This is a genomic window from Sporosarcina luteola, from assembly GCF_023715585.1.
GTDB lineage: Bacteria > Bacillota > Bacilli > Bacillales_A > Planococcaceae > Sporosarcina > Sporosarcina luteola_D.
This window is the reverse complement of record NZ_JAMBOK010000001.1, coordinates 1,938,509-1,965,312: the sequence shown is the minus strand read 5'-3', so window position 1 is coordinate 1,965,312 and position 26,804 is coordinate 1,938,509. Positions and strand designations below refer to the sequence as shown.

28 protein-coding genes are annotated in these 26,804 nt (G+C 47.2%); 20 read left to right on the top strand and 8 right to left on the bottom strand.

What is annotated here, in order from left to right:
- The first annotated feature begins 98 nt into the window (after positions 1-98).
- Complete coding sequence (locus tag M3193_RS09650) at positions 99-3,185, top strand: efflux RND transporter permease subunit (RefSeq protein ID WP_251626857.1); 3,087 nt, start codon at positions 99-101, stop codon at positions 3,183-3,185.
- Here the strand turns inward: M3193_RS09650 and M3193_RS09645 are convergent.
- Positions 3,182-3,520 (bottom strand): hypothetical protein, encoded by a 339-nt coding sequence (locus M3193_RS09645; protein WP_251626855.1) that lies wholly within the window; start codon positions 3,518-3,520, stop codon positions 3,182-3,184. The genes M3193_RS09650 and M3193_RS09645 overlap by 4 nt on opposite strands.
- 133 nt (positions 3,521-3,653) lie before the next feature.
- Between M3193_RS09645 and M3193_RS09640 the strand changes: the two genes are divergently transcribed.
- Together M3193_RS09640 and M3193_RS09635 are read left to right on the top strand one after the other, a co-directional pair.
- Positions 3,654-3,977: a mechanosensitive ion channel family protein gene (locus tag M3193_RS09640; RefSeq protein ID WP_251626853.1), complete on the top strand. Its 324-nt coding sequence runs from the start codon at positions 3,654-3,656 to the stop codon at positions 3,975-3,977.
- Complete coding sequence (locus M3193_RS09635) at positions 3,974-5,461, top strand: mechanosensitive ion channel (RefSeq protein ID WP_251626851.1); 1,488 nt, start codon at positions 3,974-3,976, stop codon at positions 5,459-5,461. Before M3193_RS09640 ends, M3193_RS09635 begins: the two co-directional genes overlap by 4 nt.
- Before the next feature lie 179 nt (positions 5,462-5,640).
- Here M3193_RS09635 and M3193_RS09630 read toward each other — a convergent pair whose 3' ends face one another.
- The 5 genes from M3193_RS09630 to M3193_RS09610 all read right to left on the bottom strand — a co-directional run bounded on the left by M3193_RS09630 (position 5,641) and on the right by M3193_RS09610 (position 9,189).
- Positions 5,641-6,273 carry a response regulator transcription factor gene (locus tag M3193_RS09630; protein ID WP_251626849.1) on the bottom strand — a complete coding sequence of 211 codons (633 nt, stop codon included), beginning with the start codon at positions 6,271-6,273 and terminating at the stop codon, positions 5,641-5,643.
- A complete protein-coding gene (locus tag M3193_RS09625) occupies positions 6,248-7,294 on the bottom strand; it encodes a sensor histidine kinase (RefSeq protein WP_251626847.1) in 1,047 nt (348 codons plus the stop codon). Before M3193_RS09625 ends, M3193_RS09630 begins: the two co-directional genes overlap by 26 nt.
- A complete protein-coding gene (liaF, locus tag M3193_RS09620; RefSeq protein ID WP_251626845.1) occupies positions 7,291-7,992 on the bottom strand; it encodes a cell wall-active antibiotics response protein LiaF in 702 nt (233 codons plus the stop codon). The genes M3193_RS09625 and liaF overlap by 4 nt, the downstream gene beginning before the upstream one ends.
- Positions 7,993-8,183: 191 nt before the next feature.
- Entirely contained in the window at positions 8,184-8,822 is a 639-nt protein-coding gene (locus M3193_RS09615; protein ID WP_251626843.1) for a PspA/IM30 family protein, read from the bottom strand.
- A 13-nt stretch (positions 8,823-8,835) separates the two neighbouring features.
- A complete protein-coding gene (locus tag M3193_RS09610) occupies positions 8,836-9,189 on the bottom strand; it encodes an ABC transporter permease (RefSeq protein WP_251626841.1) in 354 nt (117 codons plus the stop codon).
- Positions 9,190-9,389: 200 nt separating this feature from the next.
- Here M3193_RS09610 and M3193_RS09605 point away from each other — a divergent pair, with 200 nt between their 5' ends.
- The 13 genes from M3193_RS09605 (at position 9,390) to M3193_RS09545 (ending at position 21,808) form a co-directional block, all read left to right on the top strand.
- Complete coding sequence (locus M3193_RS09605) at positions 9,390-10,538, top strand: thiolase family protein (protein WP_251626839.1); 1,149 nt, start codon at positions 9,390-9,392, stop codon at positions 10,536-10,538.
- 24 nt (positions 10,539-10,562) lie between these two features.
- Positions 10,563-11,333 carry a 3-hydroxyacyl-CoA dehydrogenase gene (locus M3193_RS09600; RefSeq protein WP_251626837.1) on the top strand — a complete coding sequence of 257 codons (771 nt, stop codon included), beginning with the start codon at positions 10,563-10,565 and terminating at the stop codon, positions 11,331-11,333.
- Positions 11,334-11,345: 12 nt separating this feature from the next.
- Entirely contained in the window at positions 11,346-12,494 is a 1,149-nt protein-coding gene (locus M3193_RS09595) for an acyl-CoA dehydrogenase family protein (RefSeq protein ID WP_251626835.1), read from the top strand.
- A 107-nt stretch (positions 12,495-12,601) separates the two neighbouring features.
- A complete protein-coding gene (locus tag M3193_RS09590) occupies positions 12,602-14,224 on the top strand; it encodes a long-chain fatty acid--CoA ligase (RefSeq protein WP_251626833.1) in 1,623 nt (540 codons plus the stop codon).
- Positions 14,225-14,261: 37 nt separating this feature from the next.
- Positions 14,262-14,507, top strand: coding sequence for a hypothetical protein (locus tag M3193_RS09585; RefSeq protein WP_251626831.1), 246 nt, complete (start codon positions 14,262-14,264; stop codon positions 14,505-14,507).
- A 256-nt stretch (positions 14,508-14,763) separates the two neighbouring features.
- Positions 14,764-16,047, top strand: coding sequence for a DUF4139 domain-containing protein (locus tag M3193_RS09580; protein WP_251626830.1), 1,284 nt, complete (start codon positions 14,764-14,766; stop codon positions 16,045-16,047).
- 323 nt (positions 16,048-16,370) lie between these two features.
- Positions 16,371-16,982 (top strand): DedA family protein, encoded by a 612-nt coding sequence (locus tag M3193_RS09575; RefSeq protein ID WP_251626828.1) that lies wholly within the window; start codon positions 16,371-16,373, stop codon positions 16,980-16,982.
- Positions 16,983-16,985: 3 nt separating this feature from the next.
- A complete protein-coding gene (locus tag M3193_RS09570; protein ID WP_251626826.1) occupies positions 16,986-17,813 on the top strand; it encodes an undecaprenyl-diphosphate phosphatase in 828 nt (275 codons plus the stop codon).
- Between the two features lie 86 nt (positions 17,814-17,899).
- Entirely contained in the window at positions 17,900-18,601 is a 702-nt protein-coding gene (locus M3193_RS09565) for a response regulator transcription factor (protein WP_251627265.1), read from the top strand.
- Complete coding sequence (locus M3193_RS09560; RefSeq protein WP_251626824.1) at positions 18,591-19,955, top strand: sensor histidine kinase; 1,365 nt, start codon at positions 18,591-18,593, stop codon at positions 19,953-19,955. Before M3193_RS09565 ends, M3193_RS09560 begins: the two co-directional genes overlap by 11 nt.
- A 38-nt stretch (positions 19,956-19,993) precedes the next feature.
- The gene (locus M3193_RS09555; protein WP_251626822.1) at positions 19,994-20,569 is read left to right on the top strand and encodes a PepSY domain-containing protein; all 576 of its coding nucleotides are present in this window, start codon (positions 19,994-19,996) and stop codon (positions 20,567-20,569) included.
- Between the two features lie 89 nt (positions 20,570-20,658).
- Entirely contained in the window at positions 20,659-21,222 is a 564-nt protein-coding gene (locus M3193_RS09550; protein WP_251626821.1) for a PepSY domain-containing protein, read from the top strand.
- 196 nt (positions 21,223-21,418) lie between these two features.
- On the top strand, positions 21,419-21,808 hold the full coding sequence (locus M3193_RS09545; protein ID WP_251626820.1) for a hypothetical protein: 390 nt from the start codon (positions 21,419-21,421) through the stop codon (positions 21,806-21,808).
- A gap of 123 nt (positions 21,809-21,931) precedes the next feature.
- On the opposite strand, the gene M3193_RS09540 is transcribed toward M3193_RS09545, so the two are convergent.
- On the bottom strand, positions 21,932-22,954 hold the full coding sequence (locus M3193_RS09540) for an AI-2E family transporter (protein ID WP_251626819.1): 1,023 nt from the start codon (positions 22,952-22,954) through the stop codon (positions 21,932-21,934).
- A gap of 142 nt (positions 22,955-23,096) precedes the next feature.
- Positions 23,097-23,831, bottom strand: coding sequence for an MBL fold metallo-hydrolase (locus M3193_RS09535; RefSeq protein WP_251626818.1), 735 nt, complete (start codon positions 23,829-23,831; stop codon positions 23,097-23,099).
- A gap of 95 nt (positions 23,832-23,926) precedes the next feature.
- On the opposite strand from M3193_RS09535, the gene M3193_RS09530 reads away from it, so the two are divergent.
- From M3193_RS09530 to M3193_RS09515, 4 genes are all read left to right on the top strand, one after another.
- Positions 23,927-24,163, top strand: coding sequence for a glutaredoxin family protein (locus tag M3193_RS09530; protein WP_251626817.1), 237 nt, complete (start codon positions 23,927-23,929; stop codon positions 24,161-24,163).
- A 482-nt stretch (positions 24,164-24,645) separates the two neighbouring features.
- Positions 24,646-25,974, top strand: coding sequence for a vWA domain-containing protein (locus tag M3193_RS09525; protein ID WP_251626816.1), 1,329 nt, complete (start codon positions 24,646-24,648; stop codon positions 25,972-25,974).
- Between the two features lie 16 nt (positions 25,975-25,990).
- On the top strand, positions 25,991-26,281 hold the full coding sequence (locus tag M3193_RS09520) for a hypothetical protein (protein ID WP_251626814.1): 291 nt from the start codon (positions 25,991-25,993) through the stop codon (positions 26,279-26,281).
- 152 nt (positions 26,282-26,433) lie between these two features.
- Positions 26,434-26,724, top strand: a complete 291-nt coding sequence (locus M3193_RS09515) for a hypothetical protein (protein WP_251626812.1) — start codon at positions 26,434-26,436, stop codon at positions 26,722-26,724.
- The last annotated feature ends 80 nt before the right edge of the window (positions 26,725-26,804 follow it).

Here is a 26,804-nt window from a genome sequence, read left to right as displayed (position 1 = left end):
TGTTCAAATCGCTCCTATGCTATTTCTTGACAATTGACCGTGTAGTCATTAGTATGAAGAAATGAGTCAAAACTGTCAATGTAGGGGAAGGTGTAAGGGTGAAAGGGTTAGTCAATTTTGTTCTTAAGAATAAATTAGCAGTATGGTTACTCACCATTATTATAACAGTGTCGGGGGTTTATTCGGCAACGCAAATGAAAACAGAGACGCTGCCGGATATTTCGATTCCGTACTTAATGGTGATGGGTGTCTATCCCGGTGCAACTCCGGAACAGGTTATGGAGGAAGTCTCGGTACCTATCGAGAGGGCGGTAGAAAACCTGGATCATGTGAAATCCGTCTACTCCAATTCCTATTCCAATATGTCCAGCATTCAAGTTGAATATGATTACGGCATCGATATGGACGAAGCGAAGCGGGAATTGGCATCCGCGATGGATTCGCTATCCTTGCCGGAAGGCGCACAGGAACCGGTCATCACTGCCATCAGCATGAATATGATGCCTGTCGTTGCGCTAAGCGTGAGCAGTACAACGGAGGATATTGTTGAACTGACATCCACTGTCGAAGACATTTTGCTACCGAAAATCGATAAGATCGACGGCGTTGCCTCTGCAACGATTTCGGGGCAGCATATTGAAGAAGTGGAGCTTACGTACGACGAGGGAAAAATGGCTCAGCTTGGTTTGACGGAAGACTCCGTAAAGCAAATGATCCAAGCGAGCAATATGGAAGTTTCACTAGGCCTATTTGAGTTTAAGGAAGGCGAGCAAGCTGTCGCTGTCGATGGCAAATTCATGACGATCGATGAACTGAAGGGTATGCTCATCCCTGTCACGCCATCGGAGGCGAATCCATCGCCATTCGTAAAACTTGGTGATATTGCAACGATTGAAAAAGTCGGCAAGGTGCAGTCCGTTTCACGTACGAACGGTGAAAATGCGATTGCAATTCAAATCGTCAAAGGCCAGCGTGCAAATACGGTCGATGTCGTTAATGACGTAAAGAAGTTAATGAAAGATGAAGAAAAAGCACTTGATGGCTTAGTCGTCGATGTATCGCTTGACCAAGGAGAACCGATTGAAAAATCGGTATCGACAATGGTTGAAAAGGCGCTTTTCGGTGGTTTGATTGCAATATTGATCATCCTGCTCTTCTTGCGTGATTTCAAGTCTACAATTATCTCTATTATTTCAATCCCAGTTTCAGTATTTATGGCGCTGTTGTTGCTGAATTGGATGGATATTACACTCAATATTATGACGCTTGGTGCGATTACCGTCGCCATCGGCCGTGTTATCGATGACTCCATCGTCGTCGTGGAAAATATATACCGGCGTCTTCATTTGAAAACTGAGAAGCTGTCAGGACGTGCGTTAATTCGCGAAGCGACGATTGAGATGTTCAAACCGATCATGTCATCGACACTCGTCACAGTGGCGGTATTTGCACCGCTTATCTTTGTAGGCGGCATGGTCGGAGAGCTGTTCATGCCGTTCGCTTTGACGATGTCGTTTGCACTCGGTGCTTCATTGCTCGTCGCAATTACGATCGTGCCGGCATTGTCCCATTTCCTGTTCAGGAAAAAGCTTTATGGTGAAAAGAAGGAAAGCCAGCATAAAGAAGCCGGCAAAATGGCGAACTGGTACAAAGGTGTTTTAAGTTGGTCGCTGAATCATAAAGTCATTACGTCGATCATCTCCGTCGTTCTATTGGCGGGTAGCCTAGGGCTTATGCCGCTAATCGGCTTCAGTTTCTTAGGGAGCGATGAAGAAAAAGTGATGTACATTACGTACACGCCTGCAACGGGCGAGCTTGAGGATGAAACGTTGGCGAACGTTGAAGTTGTCGAAAAGGAAATGCTGAAACGCGATGATATCGACATTGTCCAATTATCCATCATGGACAGCGCCGACCCGATGACCGCAATGATGGGCGGAGGCTCGAAGGGCGCACTTATGTATCTCATCTTTGACCCGGACATGAAAGATTTCCAAGCAGCACGAGCAGAAGTTGAAGACTTTGTATTCAACATCGGCCAATCCGGAGAATGGAAAAGTCAGAATTTCAGTTCCATGGGAATGTCCACAAATGAAATCAGCTACTCGTTCTACAGTGAAAATTTAAGCAGCCTGAAGGAAGCTGTCCAGCAGGTTGAAAAAGTAATGGGAGACAACAAAGGCATTGAGGATGTCTCTTCAAGCGCTGAGGATGCGTACGTTCAGTACACATTGAAAGCAACGCAGGATGAACTGCTGCAAAATGGATTGACGACTGGGCAGATCATCATGATGCTGAACCCGTCTAGAACGCAGGAAGTTGTCACGACGGTCGGGAAAGATCGAGATGAATTGGAAGTTGTCGTGAAGCAGAAGGCAACTGAACAGCCGAAATCGATCGATGAAATGCTGGAACAGGAAATTCCGACAGCAATGGGGACAACGATGAAACTTTCTGAGTTAGTGAAAGTGGAAGAGGGGTCGACTTTCAATACGCTGGCCCGAAGCAAAGGCCAATATTATGCCACTGTCTCCGGTAAGCTCGTAGACGCGGACATATCGAAAGCGACTTCCGAAGTCGACAAGGCGATTGCCGAATTGGATCTCCCGAAAGGTGTCGAATTCGATACGGCAGGCGTTGCAGCTGATATGGAAGAAGCATTCACGCAGCTCGGCATTGCAATGCTAGCGGCGATTGCAATTGTCTACTTCATCCTCGTTGTGACGTTCCGTGAAGGAGTCGCGCCGTTTGCGATTCTGTTCTCGCTGCCATTTGCAGTGATCGGTTCGTTCGTCGGCTTGCTCATCGCAGGCGAAACGATTTCCGTTCCGGTCATGATGGGTCTGTTGATGTTGATCGGTATCGTTGTTACAAACGCAATCGTACTCGTAGACCGAATCATCCGGATGGAACGTACCGGTTTGAAGATGCGCGAAGCAGTACTCGAAGCGGGCGCCACACGTTTACGCCCGATCCTGATGACGGCAATCGCCACAATCGGTGCCCTCATTCCATTGGCGGTCGGCAATGGAGCAGGCGGCGGATTGATTTCGAAAGGTCTCGGCATCACGGTGATCGGCGGTTTGGTCAGCTCCACATTGTTGACATTGATCGTCGTGCCGATCGTATACGAAATCCTGTCGAAACTATTTAAGAAAAACCGTTTGGACTTGGAAGAGGATTAATAGGTGAGGCAGAAGAAGGAGCAGAAACTTGCCCTTCTTCTGTTTTTTTTTGGAATCGCGAACGGAATTGGGCCCGCGCTCAAAGAAGCGGCTCCCGCGCCCAAAGTCGCTGCTTCCGCGCCCAAAGAAGGTGCTTCCGCGCCCAAAGAAGGTGCTTCCGCGCCCAAAGAAGGTGTTTCCGCGCCCAAAGCCGCTGCTCCCGCGCCCAAAGAAGGTGTTTCCGCGCCCAAAGAATCCGCTCCCGCGCCCAAAGAAGGTGTTTCCGCGCCCAAAGCCGCTGCTCCCGCGCCCAAAGAGGTGTCTCCCGCGCCCAAAGCCGCTGCTCCCGCGCTCAAAGAGGTGTCTCCCGCGCCCAAAGAGGGTGTTTCCGCGCCCAAAGAGACAAGACGTAATAGATTAATAGGTTTAGTCCCCCGCGTTTATAGGAATAGTCACTAATAGACTATCTAAATGAATGGAGGACACGGAATGTTTAGAGATATGTATTTTGCCAATATGCTAAGTTGGCTGCCCGAATTGATTCTCGGGTTGATCGTCTTGCTAATCGGCTTTTTCATTGCAAAAGCAGTGGAAAATGCAGTGCACAAACGTTTGAAGAAATCCAGAGTCAACGAAAGGCTAGACGTTAAAGAAGGTAAATGGAATGTGGAAAAAATCATCAGCAAAGTCTTCTTCTTCGGAATCCTTCTATTAGCATTCCTTCTCTTCTTTAACATCATGAATGCGTCAATGATCGCAACGCCGTTCATGACGATGTATTCTGGAATCGGTGGAGCGGTCCTAAGCATTTGAAAGCGGCACTCATCCTGCTTCTTGCTTGGGTTCTTGCATTAATTGTCAAAAAAGTGATTTTGGCGGTCGGCGGCAAGATGAAGCTCAACAAGTACGTTGCCAAAGCAGGGGGGTCCCCCGATGAAATCGACAAGTCGAAATGGGTTGAAACGGCTGCGAACATTGCGTTCTATGTCGTCTTGCTGCTATTCGTGCCGGCTGTCCTTCATGCGCTTGGCCTAAGCGGGATTAGCGGTCCGTTTGAAGGAATGTTGGAGAGCTTCATGAACTTCATTCCGAAACTTGTCGGAGCTGCACTAATTTTCGCTGTTGGTTGGGTTGTTGCGAAAATCGTCCGTACAATTGTTACGAAGCTGCTTGAATCGGTTGGTGTGGATCGGTTCGCACATAAGTTGAAATCCTCTTCAAAAGGGACAAGCATTTCAGGAATTATCGGTACGATTGTTTTTGTCCTCATTATGCTGCCGGTAACGATTTCTGCCTTGGAAGTATTGGATCTTGAAGGGATATCTCAACCAGCTATTGCTATGCTGAACGACATTATGACAATGCTGCCGAAAATTGCGGTCGCGGTCGTCCTGGTATTGGTCGGCATCTACTTGGCTAAATGGGTAAGGGGAATTGTCATTTCCTTATTGGATAATCTCGGCATCAATTCGATATCCGGAAAGATTGGAGTACGTTCGAGCGCAACTATGCCAACGTTTTCCCAAATTATCGGCTCGATCGTTCAAATTGTTATCATCTTGTTGTTCGTCGTTGAAGCGCTTCAGATTCTCAACTTGAACTTCATGGTAACGCTTGCGACAGGCATTTTCGTATACTTGCCGATGGTGGTCGCAGCTGTCGTCATTTTGGCAATTGGCTTCTGGCTTGCGAACCTAGCCGAGAAATTTGTCGGCAGCATCATGACGACTCCATCGGGCGCACCTCACGTATTGCGCTACGTAGCGAAATATGCGATTCTCGCGTTTGCGTTCTTCATGGCATTGAGTCAGCTCGGCATTGCGCCAGCGATCATCAACGCGGCATTCATCCTAATCCTGGGGGGCGTCGCATTGGCGTTTGGCTTGGCATTCGGTTTAGGTGGACGTGAGCATGCTTCACGCTACTTGACGAAAATGGAAAGCAGCTTGCAAAATGCGGATGTTTCCAAAGAGAAGTGGGAGCAGGAGAAGGGCGAAATGAAGCGGGAGGCGAAGCGATCCGTGAATAAAGCTCAACAGGCCGTAGATCAGACAGCGCAGGAAGATCATGTACCTCCTGTCGGCAATGGCGGCGGTTATCCGACCGGTCGTGATTATGAACCGCGGACAGGCAACCTGCCAACGGATGAACTGCCACTGTCGGATCCAGCTGATTCGAATATGACAGAAGCGTTCGATGAAAATGATCCGTCTAGGTATAACCAAACAAACAAAGACGGCTACAATACGACGAATCCGGGTGAAGATTATCCATTTGACCCGAACCGTGGTAATTAATAAACGAAAAACAGCCCCGTCCATCGGAAATCCGGTGGCGGGACTGTTTTTTTATTTGAATAAAAATAGGGTGGGGAGTTAAGCGTGAATTCTCGTTTCCGGGCAAGTTCTCATTTCTCCGTCCGAAAAGTTCCCCCATCAAAAAGCCGCATGCCCGTTGCCAGGCATGCGGCCATTCTTCATTCCACAAGATCGTTTTTAAATGCATAAATCACGGCTTGCGTCCGATCCTGCACTTCGAGCTTCGATAGTAGATTGCTGACATGTGTTTTCACTGTCTTCAACGCAATGAACAGGTCATCGGCGATCTCCTGGTTCGTTTTCCCTTTTGCCAATAAAAGAAGAATCTCCAACTCCCGCTCCGTCAGATCGTCATGAAGGCGATGCCCATTGCCGGACCGCATTTTCTGCATCATTTTCGACGTTACTTCCGGCTCCAGCACGGTTTGCCCCTTCAACGTGTCACGTATGGCTTCCGCAATCCGTTTGGCATTGGAAGTTTTCAATATGTAGCTGATGGCACCGGCTTCCAGTGCCGGGTACACTTTGTCGTCATCCAGGAAACTGGTGACGATGACAATTTTCGCTTCCGGCCATTGCTTGATAATCTCGGCAGTCGCCTCTGCGCCGTTCATTTCCGGCATGACCATGTCCATCAAAATAATGTCGGGGCGGAGTGCAAGCGCCTTTTCAACAGCTTCTTTCCCGTTGACCGCTTCGTCGATGACTTCCATATCGGGTTGTGTCTGCAAATAAGCGGACACACCGATCCGCACCATTTCATGATCATCCGCTAATAGAATCCGAATCATCCGGTTCATCCTCCTTTTTCGTCGGCAATTTCACTTCGACAATTGTTCCTTGAGAAGGGACCGACACGATTTTGCATGTTCCGCCGATTTCAATCGCCCGTTCCTTAACATTCTGCAATCCATACGAACCGCCTTTGCCGTCCGACTCTTCGAAACCAATCCCGTTATCTTGCACACGGAAAATGGCGAGGCCGTCACGTTCGACAAAAAGGACATCAACCTCCGTCGCCTGCGCATGCCGCAGCGTGTTTGACAATGTCTCCTGTGCAATCCGGAAAAGATGGTCCTCCGCTCCTTTAGACAAAGACACCTCTTCCAAACGATAACGGATATCGAACGAAACCTTCTCTTTTAATTCGACTAATAGTTCCTCAAGACCTTCTGCAAGTGATTTATCATTCAACGCCGCTGGCCGTAAATGAAGGAGCAAAGCCCGCATTTCTAGCTGCGCCTGCTGCACCATCCGCTCCACTTGCAATAGCGGTTTTTGCATTGCCTGTTCATGTTCCTGCTCATTAATGGCAGACATGAGCATCGAAGCGGCAAACAGCTGCTGGGAAACAGAATCATGCAGCTCGCGTGCAAGACGTTGCCGCTCCTGTACAATCCGCTCCTGTATCAATTTATCTTGCGCCTCCGCACGTTCATCGGTGATCCGCTGCAAGCTTTTCCGTTGTGTCGCCAAAATATTGGACACGTCTTCAAGCGTTCTATCAATCTTCGGAGAAAACGACTTTGTGACTTTCACAATCTCTTCATTTTGAACTAACCCTTTCAACTGCTGTTCAATCGCCCTCACCTTGGAACGGCCGATGCCGCCCATCCAGCCTGCAATAATTGAACCGAGCGTAATGCAAGTGAAAATGATCCAGGCGCCTAACGGTACATTCGCATATTGGATTTCATAAAAGAACAACCAGCTTTCATTCAACGGTACATCAACGAGCGTATAGAAATACAATGCCGCAACGCCCGTGAAAATGACCGATAAAAAGAGGCTGCGACCAAAAAAGTTCTTCATTTCCGCACCACCTCAATATCTCCGATCCATGTGGAAAGGGAGATGATCAGCTCTGCCCGGTCCCCGATGTCCGCGTCGTAGCCGTCCTTAAAATGAAGCGTCTCATTGATCATCCGCTTCGGACTGATATCAAGGATCCGTGCTTCGCCAAACAACGTATTGTAATGGATGCGCACAGGGATTTCGTATGGCAGGTCAATCCTGATCCGCCCGAACCCTTGCCGGATCGCAATGAAAGACGTCCCTTTCGGAAGCACAGTGTCCGTCACGTCAACATGGATATCCCCGAAAAAGCCTTGGATCTGCACGTCTTCCCATTCATAGGAAGAGAAGGGGGATGCCTGAACGGAAAACCACTTGTTTTTCCAAATCCCATTCGGCGTCTCCTTTTGGAACTCTTTCAACGGACGCATCATCTGCTCCGCCGGAACCCCTCTCCACAAGTGGAATAAAACATAAATGAACATGGCGAGCAACAATAGGCGTAAGCTCCACAATGTCAATAACGCCATAATAATGAAGAACAGCCCTAAAAAGGCCATCCACTTCGAACGTCTCTTGAACCCGAAATACGTTAATCCGGCACCGAGAAGGAGGAAGATGATGTTACCATTCGCCAGGAAAGCGGATTCTATGAAAACGAGCAAGAGAAACGCTGCTATCCAAAATGTCATCTTATTCGTATCCATTTTTTTCATTCTAATGCCCCCTTCTTGATGTCAGATGGAAAAGGGAAGGCGGACACCTTCCCATTGATATTCCGCCGGGTGATCATAAATCCCTGCAAGTGATCATAAACCTCGGCAAGTGATCATAAATCCCGGCAAGTGATCATAAATCCCGGCAAGTGATCATAAACCTCGAAAAGTCATATCTACGCACTTCTATATTACACAATTTCCGTCTTGGATGCGGCATTTTTCTCAAGCATTTCCAATCGACGTTCCATGGATGACACTTCGTACTCGCGGTTGATCTGGCCGCCGAGATTTTCGATATACGCATTCATCTCCTCGACACTTGAAACTTGCTTGTCGCCGTTTTCAGGGGAGATGAATTGATCCATGCGGCGATGGGCGCGTGTAACATTCTCTTTGCCCATCAATTGGAGCTGGCGGACTTTCATATCCTTCACTTTATGCTTCATTTCCTCAAATTTCCGTTCCAGCGCAATCAATTCTTGCGCTGACTGCGTAATGCTAGCCGCCAACTCGTTGGCACGCGTCTCGTAAGCATAAATCTCATCCTGAGCGAACGCGACCAAATCCTCTTCGCCAGTCGACTGCGCGAGCTCGAATTGACGGCGGCGCTTTTCGAGCATCGCTTCCGCTTCCGCAAACTCCTTCTCAAGCTCAACTTTCAACTTCCCTTGGCGCTCCAACAGTTTGCCGACCGATTCCGTCTGTTTCTCCGCTTCCTTGATGTATTGATTCAACATCGCAATCGGATTTTTCGCTTCCTTTTTATCGAGCGCCGAATGCAAGTCAGCCTGCACCGTATATTTAATCCTATTCCATAATGTGTTCATCATAGTTTCCTCCTTATTTTGTAATTTCATCCCATTGTCGTTCGAAGTTGACGAATGGGTCGTCTGAATAAGCAGCTTCAATTACATTGTCGTTTGTACGCTCATTCCATTTGCGCCATACATAGTAGACACCGAGCAACGCAATGATGCCGATGAAAGCCGGCACGTTTGAAACAGCTGTCACCAAACCGATGAGCAGCACAATTCCCCAGAACAGCTTCAGGAATGTCGAATCACTCTTCCTATAATAGTGGAACCCCGCAAAAGCGATTGCACCGGAAATGGCGAGTGCCAGAAGCGAACCCAAGTTTGCCAGAACAACGATCGCCGCCACTATGCCGAGAATCGCAAGACCAAATTTTTTCATATTGTTGTTCCTCCTTTCGTTGTATCTACATTATACAATCGTCATCGCTTCATCCAAACGGCCGCAAAGCGGATTTCCGTCTACGACTTGAGACTGATTCTGTTCTAGGAACACCGAAAAATGCTATGGATATTGGGAGCGCTTTCAGGTAAGCTATAACTATACGAAATATCAATTAATTCAGAGAATGAGGTGCCGATATGAGAGAAGTGGTAATTGTTGAAGGGGTGCGGACGGCTGTCGCAAGACGAAAAGGCGGTTTTTCGGAATATCGCCCAGATGAGCTTGCAGCTGTTGTCCTCGAAGAGCTGGTAACGCGCGCAGGAATCGATAAAGGTGATATAGAGGACGTCATTTTAGGCTGCGTCACGCAGTCGGGTGAACAAGGAGGCAATATTGCGCGCACAGCGGCCTTAATTGCAGGCTTTCCGGTCCATGTGCCCGGCGTAACAATCGATCGTCAATGCGGGTCGAGCCAGCAGGCGGTCCACTTCGCCTCCCAAGCGATTGCATCAGGCGATATGGACATCGTCATTGCAGGCGGCGTCGAAAGCATGACGAGGGCACCGATGTTTTCCAACATGGGGGACGCTAAACCGAGCCAGAAACTGACGGAGAGGCACGAAATCATCAATCAAGGCCTTTCAGCGGAACGCATCGCCGCACAATGGGGACTGTCCCGTGAAGAACTGGACCGGTTCGCATACGAAAGCCATCAGAAAGCGATCCAAGCCATTGAAGAAGGTAAATTCGATGACGAAATCGTTCCGGTTGCTGTGAATCGCGTCGATGGTGAAGCGGAAACCGTTGCAAAGGATGAAGGTCCGCGTCCAGATTCAACACCTGAAGTGCTTGCCGGCCTCAAAACAGTGTTCGATGAAAATGGCATCATCACAGCTGGAAACGCCAGTCAAATGAGCGACGGCGCATCCGCTGTCCTGCTTATGTCGAAAGAAAAGGCCGAGGAACTTGGATTGAAGCCGCTTGCGCGGATTGTCGCCCGGACTGTCGTTGGCTCAGATCCGACTCTGATGTTGACTGGCCCGATTGAAGCGACTCGGAAGGTCTTGTTGAAGACGGGACTATCTATAGAAGATATGGACGTCTATGAAGTGAATGAAGCATTCGCTCCCGTGCCGCTCGCCTGGTTGAAGGATACTGGGGCGGATCCAGAAAAACTGAACCCGAACGGTGGCGCAATCGCACTCGGTCATCCGCTTGGCGCAACAGGAACGAAACTGCTCGTCTCGATGGTGAAGGAACTGCAACGCACGGGCGGTCAATACGGACTGCTCGCCATTTGCGAAGGGATGGGAATGGCAAACGCGACGATTATTGAAAGATTATAACGTTACATACAGGGGGATGGTCAGATGGAAATGCATGAAATCATAGCGATTGTCACGGGAGGGGCATCCGGTTTAGGGGAGGCGACGACTCGAAGGATTGTGGCAGCCGGTGGTAAAGTCGCTGTTTTCGATATGAATGAAGAACGTGGCAAGATGTTGGTCGACGAGTTGGGGGAAGATCATGTTTTATTCCTAAAAACGGATGTGGCGAACGCTGAAAATGTCGAGGCGAACGTAGCTGAAGCGGTATCGGTGTTCGGAAAGGTGAACGCCGTCGTCAATTGTGCAGGGATCGCGACCCCTGGGAAAGTCGTGTCAAAAGGCGGACCGATGATACTGGACCGTTTTGAGCAGGTGATCCGCATCAATTTGACGGGAACTTTCAATGTCATCCGGGTGGCGGCCGCCGCCATGATGGGCAATGAGCCGAATGCGGAAGGTGAGCGCGGCGTCATCGTGAACACCGCGTCTGTCGCGGCTTTCGAAGGGCAGATCGGACAGGCGGCGTACAGTGCATCGAAAGGCGGCGTCGTCGGTATGACATTGCCGATTGCCCGTGAATTTGCCGCATACGGCATCCGTGTCATGACGATTGCGCCGGGCCTTGTTGAAACGCCGCTTTTCGCCGGACTTCCGGAACCCGCACGCAATGCGCTTGAGGAGTTGACGCTATTCCCTAAGCGGCTTGGCCATCCGGAAGAATACGCGCGGCTCGTGGAAAGCATCTTCACGAATCCGCTATTGAATGGGGAGACGATCAGGTTGGATGGAGCGATCAGGATGCAGCCGAAATGAGGGGGGAGTTTGATGGCACGCTATCGATTTGAAACAGATGAACATGTCCTATTCAGGGAGACGCTCCGGAAATTCCTGTCGAAGGAAGCGGTCCCTCAGTACGAACAATGGGAAAAAGACCGGCTCATCCCCGTCAGTTTTTGGCGGAAGCTCGGGGAAATGGGGTTCCTCTGTCCGCAGGTGGAGGAACAGTATGGCGGTCTCGGGCTCGATTTCAGCTATGGAGTCATCATCGGGGAAGAGATGGAACGGGTCGGAGCGGGCTTGACGGGGGTAGGCCTTCATAATGACATCGTCGTTCCGTACGTCGAATCATATGGGACGGATGAGCAGAAGAAGCGTTGGCTTCCGGGGTGCATCACCGCGGATTTCATTACAGGTGTTGCGATGACGGAGCCCGGAACCGGCTCGGACCTCGCCAATATCCGGACAACCGCCATAAAGGACGGCAATCATTATGTCGTCAATGGACAAAAGACGTTCATTACAAACGGTGTGAATGGGAACTTGTTCCTCGTCGTCGTGAAGACGGACCCGCAGGCGGAGCCGAAGCACCGTGGCATCAGCTTGCTCATGATTGAGGAGGGAACGCCTGGATTTACGAAAGGGCGGAAGCTCGATAAGGTCGGCATGCACTCGCAAGACACCGCGGAGCTCTATTTCGAGGATTGCCGGGTGCCTGTTGGCAACTTGGTCGGCGGAGAGGGAAAGGGCTTCAGTTGTCTGATGGAAAAGCTCCAGCAGGAAAGGCTGCTCGTTGCGCTCTCAGCGCAAACCGCTTCGGAGGATATGCTCGAAATGACGCTCGACTATGTGAAATCACGCGAGGCGTTCGGCAAGCCAATCGGTTCATTCCAAAACACGCAGTTCAAGCTTGCGGAAATTGCGACGAAAGTGGAACTCGGCAAAGCGTTTCTTGAATCACTCATTGAAGACCATTTGGCCGGCAAGGATGTCGTGACGAAAGTGTCCATGGCGAAATATTGGATCACCGAAACGGCGCGCGAGATTTCCGCGGAATGCATGCAGCTGCATGGGGGATACGGTTATATGGAGGAATATAAGATTGCGCGGAGGTACCGCGATATCCCGGTCGCTTCGATTTATGCCGGGACGAATGAGATTATGAAGATGATCATCGCGAAGAATATGGGGCTGTAGATAGAATAGAGGGAAGCTTGTCCGCATAGGATTGTGTGGGCATAAGCGTCTGCCGGGGATGGTTTTCATGCTTCACATCATAAAAAAGCAAAAGGGGAGCGATTCAAATGATGCAAACACCATTACTACTATCTTCGTTCATTAAACGGGCCGAGCAGTTTTTTCCGAACAAACTGATCATTTCCCGCACAGGACCGGACACGATCCATCGGATTCCATATCGGGAATTTGCGAAACGGACGAGGAAGCTATCGAATGCGTTGACGAAGCTCGGGATGAAACACGGAACGAAAGTGGGGACGTTCGGCTGGAATCATCACCGCCATTTGGAGGCGTATTTCGGCGTGCCAAGCACAGGTGCCATCCTTCATATGGTGAACATCCGCTTGGCACCGGAGCATATCGCCTATGTCATCAATCATGCGGAAGATGAAATTCTGCTCGTGGATGATAACCTCTTCCCTCATCTTGAAAAGCTGGCGCCGTTCTTGAAGACGGTAAAACATTACGTAATTATGGGAGACAGCACTGAGGTGCCGGAAACGACGCTTGCAAATGTCCATTCCTATGAGGCGTTGCTTGCAGAGGCATCGGATCAGTATGACTATCCGGAGGACCTGGATGAAAACACGCCTGCCGGGATGTGTTACACATCCGCAACGACGGGCAATCCGAAAGGGGTCGTCTATACGCATCGCGGCATCGTCCTTCATAGTTTCGCGCTCGGTTTGGCGGATGCAATGGGACTGCGTGAAGGTGATGTCATCATGCCAATTGTCCCGATGTTTCACGTTAATGCGTGGGGAATGCCGTTTGCCGCTGTTTTCTTTGGCTCTTCGCAGGTGCTGCCAGGACCAGGTTTCAATCCGCAGCTCATCCTAGATTTGATTGAACAGGAAAAAGTGACGCTGACGGCGGGAGTGCCGACGATTTGGCTCGCTGTTTTGAAAGAGCAGCAGCAAAATCCGCGGGATCTATCATCGCTCCGTGGAATCGTAAGCGGCGGCTCTGCGTCTCCGAAAGGATTGATCCGTGCGTTCGAAGAGGGGCTCGGCGTGCCGTTCTACGTCGGATATGGGATGACAGAAACATCCCCGCTCGTCAGTTTGTCGGTCTATACGTCCGGCATGGAGGACTTGCCGATGGATGAACGGATCGATATCCGCGCGCTGCAGGGATTGGTCATGCCAGGGCTTGAAGTGAAGATTGTGAATGAAGACGGCGAAGTACCTTGGGATGGCAAGACGATGGGTGAACTTGCCATACGGGGACCTTGGATTGCGAGCGAATATTATAAGGACGACCGGACGGCAGAGGCGTTCAAAGACGGATGGCTTTACACGGGCGACATCGCCGTCATGACGGACATCGGCTATTTGAAACTGATGGATCGGACGAAGGATCTAATTAAGAGCGGCGGGGAATGGATTTCATCCGTTGACCTCGAAAATGCGTTGATGACGCACGAAGCGGTGTTCGAGGCAGCCGTCATCGCTGTTCCGCACGAAAAATGGGTGGAGCGCCCGCTTGCCTGCGTCGTCTTGAAAGAGGGCAAAACGGCGGACGATGCTTTGAAAACCGAACTGCTCGACTATTTGGCAGGCCAATTCGCTAAGTTATGGGTTCCGGACGACGTTGTCTTCTTGGATGAAATCCCGAAAACATCCGTCGGCAAGTTCCTAAAAGCCGCCCTGCGTGAGAAATTGAAGGGTCATGTATTGGAAGTGTAAATTGCACCACCCGCTTTTGTGAGCGGGTGGTTTTTTGATGGAGTTTTATAATTGGGAATCGCCTAATTTATGGTCAAGCGGTGATAAACTCGGTCTAAGCGGTGATAAAGTGGCCATGAACGGTGATAAACTCCTGCTGAGCGGTGATAAAGTAGTCATGAACGGTGATAAACCCCTTTTAACTGGTGATAACGTATTTTGCGATCAATTCCATTCATTAAACAAGCGAATTTCAACATGCTTTGCCGTCAAACGTAGCAGAATTTCCCTGTGTCGGTGGTAAACGCCTCCAAATCGGTGGTAAAGTCTCGAGAGTCGGTGGTAAACGCCTCCAAATCGGTGGTAAAGTCTCGAGAGTCGGTGGTAAACACCTTCAAGTCGGTGGTAAACTCCCGAGGGTGGGTGATAACGCCCCCAGACTCGGTGATAAACTTTATTCGCGCCACGCCGCATTAATTCCGCCGGAAAAGGGAATAGCGTATAGGGAGCATAATTATGGAACGCCCAGAGGAATGTTCAATCACATAGGAGGTTTTAGTATGCTGAACAGAATTCCGAAATCCGAGACGACAGCTTGTTCCCTTACCGTTTACAATGATGGTTTTGCGCTTGTGAAAGATACACGTACAATTCCGCAGTTTGCGGAAAATGACGAGGTCCATTTTGTCGGGGTGGCAAGGAAGCTGAAGCCCGATTCCATCATCGTTGAAGGTGTGGATGTGTCGGAGCTTATTTATGAGTATGACCTGATGGATGAATTGAGGATTTTTGAAAGATATTTGGGCCGTCAATTAATTATCAAAGACCCGTACACCAAACAAGATCGGGCGTACACGCTGTTGCGTGGGAATGGGCCGATTGTTTTGCAGGACGTTGAAACGAAAGAAATGATTATCAATCCGAAAGGCGAGCTGCGATTCCCGGAAATTGAAGGCGGGAATCATGTGGAGCCGACACTCGTCTGGAAAGTAGCCGAGCAGCGAAGCAGTGAAGTCTGTGTATCGTATTTGACGGGTGGCGTTACATGGGAAGCGGATTATGTCATATCCATGCATGGTGATCGTTTTGACATGTCGGGCTGGCTGTCGATGAAGAATTATTCCGGCGTCTCCTTCAATGATGCGAAACTCCGCCTTATTTCCGGGACGCTTAACAAAGCGGGCAATGAAAACGAAGAGAAGAGTGCAGAGCTGTCGAGGCGAGAACAGAAGAAGACAGAAGCATTTTCCGATTTCCATACGTACACCTTTCCGAAGGCAATCGACTTGGAAGACCGTCAACAGAAACAGCTGCGCCTTCTGTCATCCGCTAATTCACGAGCGCGTATTATTTATGAAATCAATGAACAGACTTCGAATCCTGATATCTTCATCGAATTCGATAATACGGAGGAGAACGGCCTCGGCATTCCGTTGCCGGCAGGCGTTTTTAAAATGTACAGGACCAACCCGGATGATGGCAGTGCGGAATTCATAGGTGACTATGCAATTAAGCATACGGAAGTGAATGAAAAAGTCCGTTTGAAATCGGGAGAAGCTTGCGACATCGAAGTGAAAGCGAAAAAAACGGGCAAATACAAAGAAGGCGGATACGAGTACACCGAATACGAATACAGCATTTGCAATACGAAAGGCACTCCCGTCGAAGCAGTCATTCGCCAACCGGTACCCGGCCACTTATGGACTGTTGATGAATCGACGCATGAATGGCAAAAGAAGCGCGATAAAATTGTGCTGCCTGTCCATGTTGCAGTGAATGTCGAGGAAAAAGTGAGGTTCACAATTCGACATGACCGATCGGCGAGAAGGACGATTGGTTTCTAACGAATAATATTCCATGCTATGCATATACGTGGAAAAAGCACCCGGAGCTGGGGATAAGACCGGCATTCGGGTGTTTTCTTGTTTATATGTGGATAATATTCAATTAAAATCGCTTGCTTTTCAGAAATTATAAACATATAAACAATCTTACCCACAGTTATCGGTGTATAAGTCAAATTTGACGTACTTATCCACTACATTCACATTCATACTCTTCCTTTGCCATACGTACAATCCATCAGGGCAGGTTGGAACCTGTAAGTGGATGTCAGCGTCAGATGAAATGGAATTATGTACGAATTTTTATAACCGGGGAGAGTGCCATGGAAAATTGGATAACGGAGTTCATAGGGGAGAACGGCTATTTTGGTGTGTTCTTTCTATTGTTTATAGAAAATATATTCCCTCCGATTCCGTCTGAGATCATTTTGACCTTCAGTGGATTTGCAACGGGTTTTACAACGATGACAAAGACGGGCGTCATTATCGCTGCTACAATTGGCTCGGTCGTGGGCGCGATGGTTCTATACAGCATCGGCCTGCTGATCGATGTAGAGCGGTTGGAAAAATTTGTGGAGCGGCGGGGACGCTGGCTGCGCCTATCGAAGAAAGATCTTAGGAGAGCTGATGCATGGTTCGATAAATACGGTCCATGGACGGTTTTCTTTTGCCGTCTCGTCCCGCTCGTCCGGAGTCTGATTTCGGTGCCTGCCGGAATGTCGCATATGAATTTTTCGCTGTTTCTATTATTGACAACTCTCGGGAGCTTCATTTGGAACACCATTCTTGTTACAATAGGGTTTAAGGTCGGTGAAAACTGGGAATCGATTGTCCATTATATGGACTTCTATTCAAACATTGTATATGTGATATTAGCAATTGGCGGAATTGCGGTTTGTATTGGCTACATCCGGTTCCGTAGAAAGAGGGCTTAGTGTATGGATTTCTTTGAATTAGTAAAGGCGTTGATCCTCGGTTTTGTGGAAGGGATGACGGAATTTGCACCGGTCTCCTCGACAGGCCATCTAATTATTGTGGATGATATGTGGTTGAAAACGGAGGAGTTTCTTGGAAAATATCCGGCTAACACATTTAAAATTGTCATCCAGCTTGGATCAATTTTAGCGGTTGTTGTCGTATTTTGGAAAAGGTTGCTCAGCTTGGTCGGTCTGTATAAGATTGATGGAAAGAAGATGACAAGCCGTTTCAATCTGATGCATGTCGTCGTCGGCATGCTTCCCGCAGTCATTCTAGGATTTGCATTTAAAGACTTGATAGATGATTACTTATTCAGAACAGAAACGGTTATTGTCGCACTCATTGCAGGAGCGCTCCTTATGATTGCTGCAGACAAATTCGGACCAAAACGACCGAAAGTCCAAACATTGGACCAGATTACATATCGTCAGGCATTCACTGTCGGACTTGTTCAATGTCTTTCATTGTGGCCAGGATTCTCACGTTCGGGTGCAACGATTTCGGGCGGGGTTTTGTTTGGAATGAACCACAGGACCGCAGCGGACTTCACGTTTATCATGGCAGTGCCGATCATGGCGGGTGCTAGCCTCGTGTCAGTCTTGAAAAACTGGGAAGAGATGTCGATGGATTACCTCTCATTTTATATCGTCGGCTTTATAAGCGCATTTGTCTTCGCGCTCATCTCAATCCGCTTTTTCCTGAAGCTCGTTTCGAAAATCAAACTCGTGCCGTTTGCGATCTATAGAATTTTCCTAGCCATCGTCTTAGCGGCCATCGTATTTTTATAAGAACGTTTACGACTCTTCCATGGGTCGTTTTTTTATTGTCTAAAACAGTCTTCTGCTACACTAAAGAAAAAACGGCGGTGAAGAACTTGAGTGAGCAAGTATTGATTATTGAAGATGAAGAAGCAATCGCGCGTGTTCTTCAATTAGAGCTTGAGTTTGAAGGATATTCGGTCGGCGTCGCGCATTCGGGGACGGATGGCCTCATCAAGTTCAGGGAACAGAAGTGGGATCTCGTGCTGCTGGATCTCATGCTGCCTGGCATGAATGGGTTGGACGTGCTGCGGAGGATTCGGGCAGCGGAAGATGGCACGCCCGTTATTTTATTGACAGCAAAAAGCGATGTTGAAGATAAGGTGACGGGTCTCGACTTGGGAGCAAATGATTATGTCACGAAACCGTTCGAAATTGATGAATTGCTTGCCCGCATCCGGTCGGCGATACGCACTTCCAAAAAGAAGGTCGCCGGGAAAGATGAATTTCTTCATGAGTTCGCCGGATTATCAATTCATGAACAGTCCCGTGAAGTGAAGCGGAATGGCGAATCTATTGATTTGACACCAAGGGAATATGATTTATTATTTCATCTGATTAGACATCCGAATCAGGTGCTTTCACGTGAACAGCTGCTCGATGCGGTTTGGGGATTTGATTATTACGGGGACACGAACGTAGTTGACGTCTATATCCGGTATGTCCGAAAGAAAATCGATCAACGGGGTAAACCGTCCCTCATCCAAACGGTTCGGGGCGTCGGATATGCATTGAAGGAACCGGTCCATGAAGCTTAAAAAGAAGATTCATCTATTTTCGACTCTGTTAATGTTCATTCTTCTTGTGCTCGCAAATATCCTTATTTATTTCTTCTTCGAAAGGATGTCGCATAATACCGAGTATGATCAGCTGCACGGTCGGGCAAAGGAATTGACCGCGGTGTTGAGCCAGTTGGAGACCGAATTAGATGCAGGCATCGTGCTCCGCGCATTCATCCCGGCAAATGGCGCTATTTCCATCGTCGACAGCAACAATAAAACGCTTATCAATGTCCAATCCTTGGTCGGGCTCGGGCAAGTCGAGGGCCATGTGAAGCCAAGCAATTCATTTACAATCGACCGATTCGAGGGGACGGAAGCGTTAACCATCTCAATGCCGATCATTTGGCCGACAGGTGAAGTCGTCACAATGAAGATGACCCAATTGCTTACGAATGTTGAGGAAAATATGAAGGCACTGAAGTATGTTCTCATAGGCGTTACAATTTTTGCGATGATTCCGATCACCCTCTCCAGCATGACGCTTGGCAGGATTGTCACTCAACCCATCGAGAATCTTATAAAGGCGATGAACAGAAGCCGGCAATCCGGTACGTATGAAAAACTGGCGGGCGTCGTGAATGGAAATGACGAGCTTGCGCAAATGGAAAGGACATTCAACGAGATGATGGAGCAATTGGAACAGAACTTCATGAAGCAGGAACAGTTTGTCTCGAACGCTTCCCATGAATTAAAAACGCCGTTGACTGTCATTGAGAGCTACTCCCGGTTATTGGCAAGGCGTGGTTTTGAAAACCGGGAAGTCGTCGAGGAGTCGTTGAATGCCATTATTTCTGAAACGGGCAGGATGAAAGAGATGATTGAGCAACTGCTCGACTTGGCGAAGAGCAGCGGGTCCCAAAGGTTCGAATTCGCGCAGGTCGATTTAAAACCTTTGCTGGAAGTTGCTGTGAAGCCGTTGAGGCAAGCATACGGCAGGGAAATCATCATCGAAGCGGATGGGCCTGCAATCGTCGAAACGGATGGGGAATTTGTGAAGCAGCTATTGTTCATTCTCCTCGACAATGCACGTAAATATAGCGATAGGGAAATCTTCACTTCCATTGAAGTCCTGCAGGAAGAAGTGGCTATTACTGTGAAGGATTATGGTAAAGGGATTCCTCAATCGGACTTGCCGCATATTTTCGATCGTTTTTACCGGGTGGAGTCGGACCGAAGCCGTAAGACAGGCGGAACCGGGTTGGGACTCTCCATTGCAAAGGAGATTGCCGACGGACTTGGCGCGACCTTGACAATTGAAAGTGTCGTGGACATGGGAACTGTCATCCGGGTTTTGATTCCAAAAAACAGAAAAGTTCTCAGGAGATTTTAATGTTGGGACGGTAGGATGAGTGAAAGGAGGATTTTCACATGAACATATGGAATAAACCTTGGTTCATCCCGATCGTGTTGACAATCATCATAGTCGTAGCTGGACAGCTATATACGTCAGGAAAGCTGACGAAGGCTGAAGCTTTGCCGGAACAGGAAATCCGTTCCCAATTGGCGATGATCTACGATGGTGAAGTGAAAGATCTTCTATTGGATGGATCTGTCTATAAAGCGATCGTTATAAGAGCAGGGATGGAATACGCCGTCGAAGTCGATGCAAGCACTAGCAAGATCCTTTCGCTTATTCAGACGAGGGATACGGCAAAAGCGGATGGTGATGTGCCGGATGCAAATAAAGCACCTAATACATCCATGCCTAGGGACAACACGCAGAAGACTGTCCTTATCTCCGAGAAGAAGGCGGAAGAGATTGCTTTAGCCCAATTGCCGGCTGGGATGATCGGTGAAGTCGATGACGTGGATTTTGTAAATTCCGCGGAGGGCGGCTATTATTTAGTGCAACTTGATATCGAAACTACTGATGATATGGATGAAGTTACGTATCAGATTCATGCGATTTCCGGCAAAGTGCTGACGGTCACTTGGGATGATTAAATCTCTCATCAAATTCTAATATTCCTCTCAATGTCCTCTCATCTTCACGTTGTAGTATGAAGATAGAAGAAAAAAGGAGGAATACAACTATGAAGAACATGAAAAAATGGATGGTGATCCCAGCGGTGGCAGGAGTGTTGGCTATCGGGGGCGTTGCGTTAGCGGAGGATTCGATTCCTGGCGTTGCGAAGCAGACAGACAAGATGATTTCATTGCAGGATGCTAAAAAGGTCGCTACTGATAAAGTTAAAGGCGCCAACGTAACAGAAGTCGAGTTGGATGAAGATGACGGCCGCTACCATTACGACATCGATTTGAAGGACGGGAAATATGAGTACGATCTCGAAGTGGATGCAGTCACGGGGAAGATCATCAAGTTTGAAAAAGAAGTGGAAAACGATTCGAAGGCGCAAACGGAAAAGGTTGCTGACCAAAAACAAGCAATGAAAGACAAAAAAGATATGCTCTCAGAAGAGCAGGCGCTTAAGATTGCCAAGCAACATGCAAGCGGCGTCGTAACAGAAGTCGAGTTGGATGACAATGTCTATGAAATTGAAATGGAAGACGGCAAAATTGAGTATGAAGTGGATATCGATGCCTACACTGGCGCCATCCTTTCGTTTGAACAAGAGGACAATGGAGTAACAGAATAAATTTAGTAAACATAAAAACAGAGCCGGTAGCTGCCATGCTGCCGGCTTTTTTTGTTTTCGAGTAGATGAAGATGAAAAAAGTCAACGGCATAACGTCAAATTCACTCGTCGTGTAACAAATTAGTTACTAGTACAAGCGATTTCACTTCACTTACATATAAATAGAATCAGTTTATAAATAGGAGGTGAATTATGAATGGGTATGATGCCATGTAGTACATGTGGTTCGGTAGTGGTTGGTGTTCCCGTTTTTCTATCAGGAGGAGGGGAACTGGCTTGCGGTGCTTCTCTACTGATCTTTGAGGCAGAAGGTCGTTGTGTAACAATTACTGGACAAGGTCAAGTTAATCTTCCGTCGGTAGGGGCAATACCTTGTAATGCAGTGTTGGAATTCGAAACCTGTGATGGTCAAGTTATACGAAAAGTATTACCTAATCCGGTTCCACCGCAAACTGCGATTCAAACTCCAGCTTTCACGGTTGCTTGTGTACGACGCCTCACACTTCGGTGTGAACAAGTTCCTGGTGGAGTAGGTTGTATTGCTACATTCCAATATAACGTGAGCTATTGTGAAGAAGTTTGTTGAAAATCTTACTGTCAATAGATTTTGACAAACCATAGAGTGAGACTACAGGTTGGACAAGTGTACGGCTCAGGCCGTGAAAAAGGGTTGGAAATCATTTTGATTTTCAACCCTTCTCTGTTTTAGTTAATTGCCAGTAGGCTGTACCGGTTCTTTGTCAGTCACATCAAGTATATCCAACAGGAAGACAAACACAGGAATCCCGATGATCAATCCCCAGACGCCAAAGAAATTCTGGGAAAAGATGAGGACGATGAATGTATAAAATACCGGCAAATCCGTTTTCGATGACATCAACTTCGGATTTAAGATATACGCTTCAATGGCATGAATGACCATGATGGCGATAAGCAAGTAGACGACCGTAACGATACCGCCGATCGTAAAACCGATAATCGTCAGAGGAACCAGTGAAATGATGACACCCGCGACAGGAATGAGCCCTAAGAAAAAGATCATGATAGCCAATCCGATAATTTGCGGGAACCCAAGAATCATCAAGACAATGACTGACAAAAACGTATTAACGAGGGCAATGATGAACTGCGCTTCGATCACTTTTCCGAATGTACGTGAAAATTTCTTCCCGAAAAACTCAATTTCATAATAAAACGGGGCAATCTTACTGTTTTTAAACTTACCCGTGAACTCGATCAGCCGGGGTTTTTCAAGAAGGAAAAACAAGCTCAAAATGATTGCAAGAAGGACCTGGATACTTGTTTTACTAATATCAGTAAACGATTTAAGCAAAAAGGAGAAGCCGTTTTCTACATAACTCTTAATTTGTTCGCTGGAAATAACAGACTCAAGGAAACCGAGCAAAGGATTGTCAGGTGACTGTGTGGAGAAATTTGTAATCTGCTTTATTAGCTGGCTGATTTCAAGTGTGATGATCGGCAAATACTTGACGAGGCTGACAGTCAGCAAACCGACAATCACCGTGTAGAGGAATATGACAATCAATTTATGATTCAACCGAACATATTTGGTTGTAAAACTAACCAGTCGATTCATTAAAAATGAAAATATAAAGGTTAACAGGATCAAGTTCATCATGCTTCTAACGCTAAACAGAATAATGATGATTAAAGCAAAAATAATAAACCGTTTAACTCCTTTTTTCTGGAATAAACCTGTTATCGAATCCATATAAACGAGTACCTCACATATCCAATTAGTATGTAAATAATAGTAACATACTGTAAGTATCCACTTGGCAGATTTAGATTACAAGCAGGAGCGCTCCGATAAGAAATACCGCGGCTCCTGTGAAGAGGAACTTACCCTATAATTAAATTTCATACGATTTGCCGACGACCGCCAATTCAGCATCGCCTTCAAAAATTACCTTTGCCGCATCCAGAATTTTAGTCAGATCTCCGTGCAAAGGCAGATGCGTGAGCACTAACCGGTTTGCGCCTGCCAACTTCGCGAGTTTCCCCGCCTCGCTGCCCGCCATATGGCCGGGTGCTTTGCCGAGATGCTCTTCGTACAAATTCGCTTCGCTGATCAAAAGATCGGTCCCTCGTGCAAAATCCACCAGTTTGTCAGTCCATTCCGTATCTGCAGTCAACGTGATAGAATGGCCGTCCACAGTGAACTTCATTGCCAAACAATAGACGGGGTGAACTGTTTCGCAGAAAGTTACTTCAAAAGGTCCGATATGGATAATGTCCGTTTCCTGAATAGCGACGCCCACTGTCTGCTCTTTATACGACAGCTTTCTAAAATTCTCCTCGTCCCGATCATGACCGTAAATCGGCAATGCCGGCGAAGGTTTGCCTAAATAATAATTGATGAGCCGGCTATATTGCAGGCTGCCGATATCTGCGATGTGATCTGCATGATAATGGCTGATCACAACGGCATCCAACTTTTCTAGTGGCACATAGTTTTGCAGGGAAGCGAGCACACCGCTTCCACAGTCGACGAGGCAATGAAACCCGTCATGCTCAATTAAAAATGACGAAGTGGCCCCATTTGCTTTCGGATAGCCACCCCAAATCCCGATCGGAATTACTTTCATATGTACCTTACCTCCATCTAAATCTATATGTTTGCTATTATACCTTGCGGGGTATATTATGAATGTATTATCTAATTACTAAAGGAGAGAAAAAAATGACAGCTACAGCTACAGTGTACACTACGAACACATGCCCATACTGCACAATGATGAAAAATTATTTGGATGAACAAAGTATCCCATACCGTGAAGTGAACGTGCAAGAGGACGAAGCGGCAGGTCGGAAGCTCGTGGAAACGACAGGGCAAATGGGAGTTCCGCAAACCGAATTGAACGGAAAGTGGATTTTAGGCTTTGACACGGCGGCTGTGCAGGCAGCATTGAAAGGGTAAGCGGTTTGAAACTGTCCTTTCGAAATTTTAGATCATGCTCGATCAACAACGCTGAAAAATGCTATCCGAAAATCTGCCTCGGTCATATTGCGCTTTTTCTGACAGGCGTTTTTCTCGTGATCATGGAGCTGATAAACTAAATTTACCCTCATTGATAGTAACGATCAATGAGGTTTTTTTTATTGGGAAAATGGATTGAACTCCGCTGGTACAGGTTAATAAAGAACATAAATACCTATTACGGCACGTCCGTTTTCTGTTTTTCAGGAAGATATACATAGTGCCTTCCATTGAAGCGGCAGTAATTGAAACGATAATTGCGCAGCTAGTACAGGATAATTCTTTATACCTGAAGACTATTATCCTATTTGCTGTGCCCAGTCTCCATTCCCTCTTTTGACAACGGAAATCCTAAATGGTAATCATATACATATAGTGTATTCTATAACTCTTATAAGATGAATTTGGGGGCAAATTTTACTGTGAAAAAGTTATTACTAACTGCAATGGCTTCTTTATTTTTAATGGCTGGTTGCAATAATGCCGAAAAATCAATAAAAGATATTGAAGGATCAGCGGAGGAAGTGAATACACCGGAGCGTACGGAAGTTGAAGCCGAGGAGGCAAAGAGTGCACCGGAGTTTTCCGCTGCACCTACTGAAGCAACAGACATCATCGCATCGGGAGCTGGAGAAAAGATGGAGGACATCCAAAAGTCTGCGAAATTGACAGAAGAAGACTTTGCAGCGATGGATAATTTCCCCGTCGAGGATTTAACGGTTGATGAAATGTTTAACGGAATTGTTGAATGGTATGCGATGGACTATTCAGTTGTCCATGATCCACTCATTAATTTCGAAACGGACTACGGAGAATATGGGATCGATAAGAAGGAAATGAAGCAATTGAATATTTCAGTCTTGATCGACGCGAGCGGCAGCATGAAAGCTTATGTGGGCGGAGAGCAGATGATGACGCTAGCGAAAGATGCAGTAAAGCGGTTCGGTGCGGGCCTGCCGGAAGAATCGATCGTATCCCTCCGTGTTTATGGGCATGAAGGTACAGGAACTTCTGCAGATAAAGCGATGTCATGCGCAAGCAATGAGCTGTTTTACAGCCCGGACTATTATGAAGAGGCTTCATTCAACGAAGCTTTGAGTAAATTCGATGCTGCTGGATGGACGCCGCTTGCCGCTGCCATTCAAGCTGGCGGGGAAGATTTACGTGTAAAGGCCTCTGATAAGACACAGAACATGATTTTTGTCATTAGTGACGGAGTGGAAACGTGCGGCGGAAATCCAGTGGAGGAAGCTAAGAAATTGGCGGCTTCCGACTTGAACGTTGAAGTGAACGTCCTCGGTTTCAACTTGGATAGTGAAGGCCAGAAGCAATTGAAGAAGGTGGCGGAAGAAGGCAACGGGAAATACGCCAACGTCAAATCGAAAGTCGATTTTCAAAAAACATTCCAAACGATGCTAGCAGAAGCGAATGCGGTCGTTTGGGAATTAAACAAAAAGGCAGTGCATGGAATTAATATTAACAATCATACGATTAAGTTAAATGATCAAGTTCTTAAACTTCATTCCAACTTCTTTGATTTTGCAGCAAAGGAAAACAGCATTTTGAGAATGGCTGTAGGTGTTCTGCGCGACGACAATCGAATCGACAATGAGACGCAGTTTGCCTTGACTGATTTGATTGATGAACGACGTGCAACGATGCGAGAGTATGGTGAGTCCATTAAGAAAGAGAAGCTCGAACTCATTGAAAAAACCCGAAAGGAAATATTTGAAGCCTTGCATGCGCAGTGAATGGGAGGTAACTAACATGCACTACTCAACCGCAAAATGGCTGATAGGCATACTAGCTTCCATTGTAATAGCGACGACCGTATTCGTTTTTTATTCTGATCACAAAGGGGTTACCTATCCCCTATTAGAAGCTTTATATAAGCCGATTATTTTAATTGCGGGGGTACCGGCGCTATTGTTAGCCATTGGTCATGTAATTGCACGTGGAAGGAAAGAAGAAATAATTTCTTGTAAAAGTCTAGGTCGGTCTGCCACCGTTATCTTAGCCCTTACCGCATATCGATGGATGACTGGATATTTCGATTAAAAGAAACGGTAATATAATGATGGATGTTTTGGTTGGAGCAATGCACCGATTATCGGCCGCATTGCTTCTCTTTTTTGAAGGTTAAATGTGAAAAGGAATCGCTTAAAACAAATCCATCTTTTATAGATTTGCGAATATGGGAGGTGCCTACAATGAATTACACAACTGCAAAATGGCTAATTGGCATTTTAGCAACTATCGCTTTCGTGACAATCGCAACTGTATATGTTCTTGACACAAATGGAGGAGTTCCTCCCCTTTTAGTTAGTTTATTTAAACCGATTGTTTTAATTACACTGTTCCCAACTGCTTTGCTGATTTTTGGACTTATGATTGCACGGGGAAAGAAGGAAGAAAAGATTTCGACTAAAAGTCTCGGTCGGTCAGCCGTCATTATAGGAGCCATTTTCACATTTCGATGGATGACGGGCTATTTCGATTAAAATATGATTGAAGCAATGCACCGATTATTGGGCGCATTGCTTTTCCTTTTTAATAGGTAATTGAAGACAAACGGTGATAA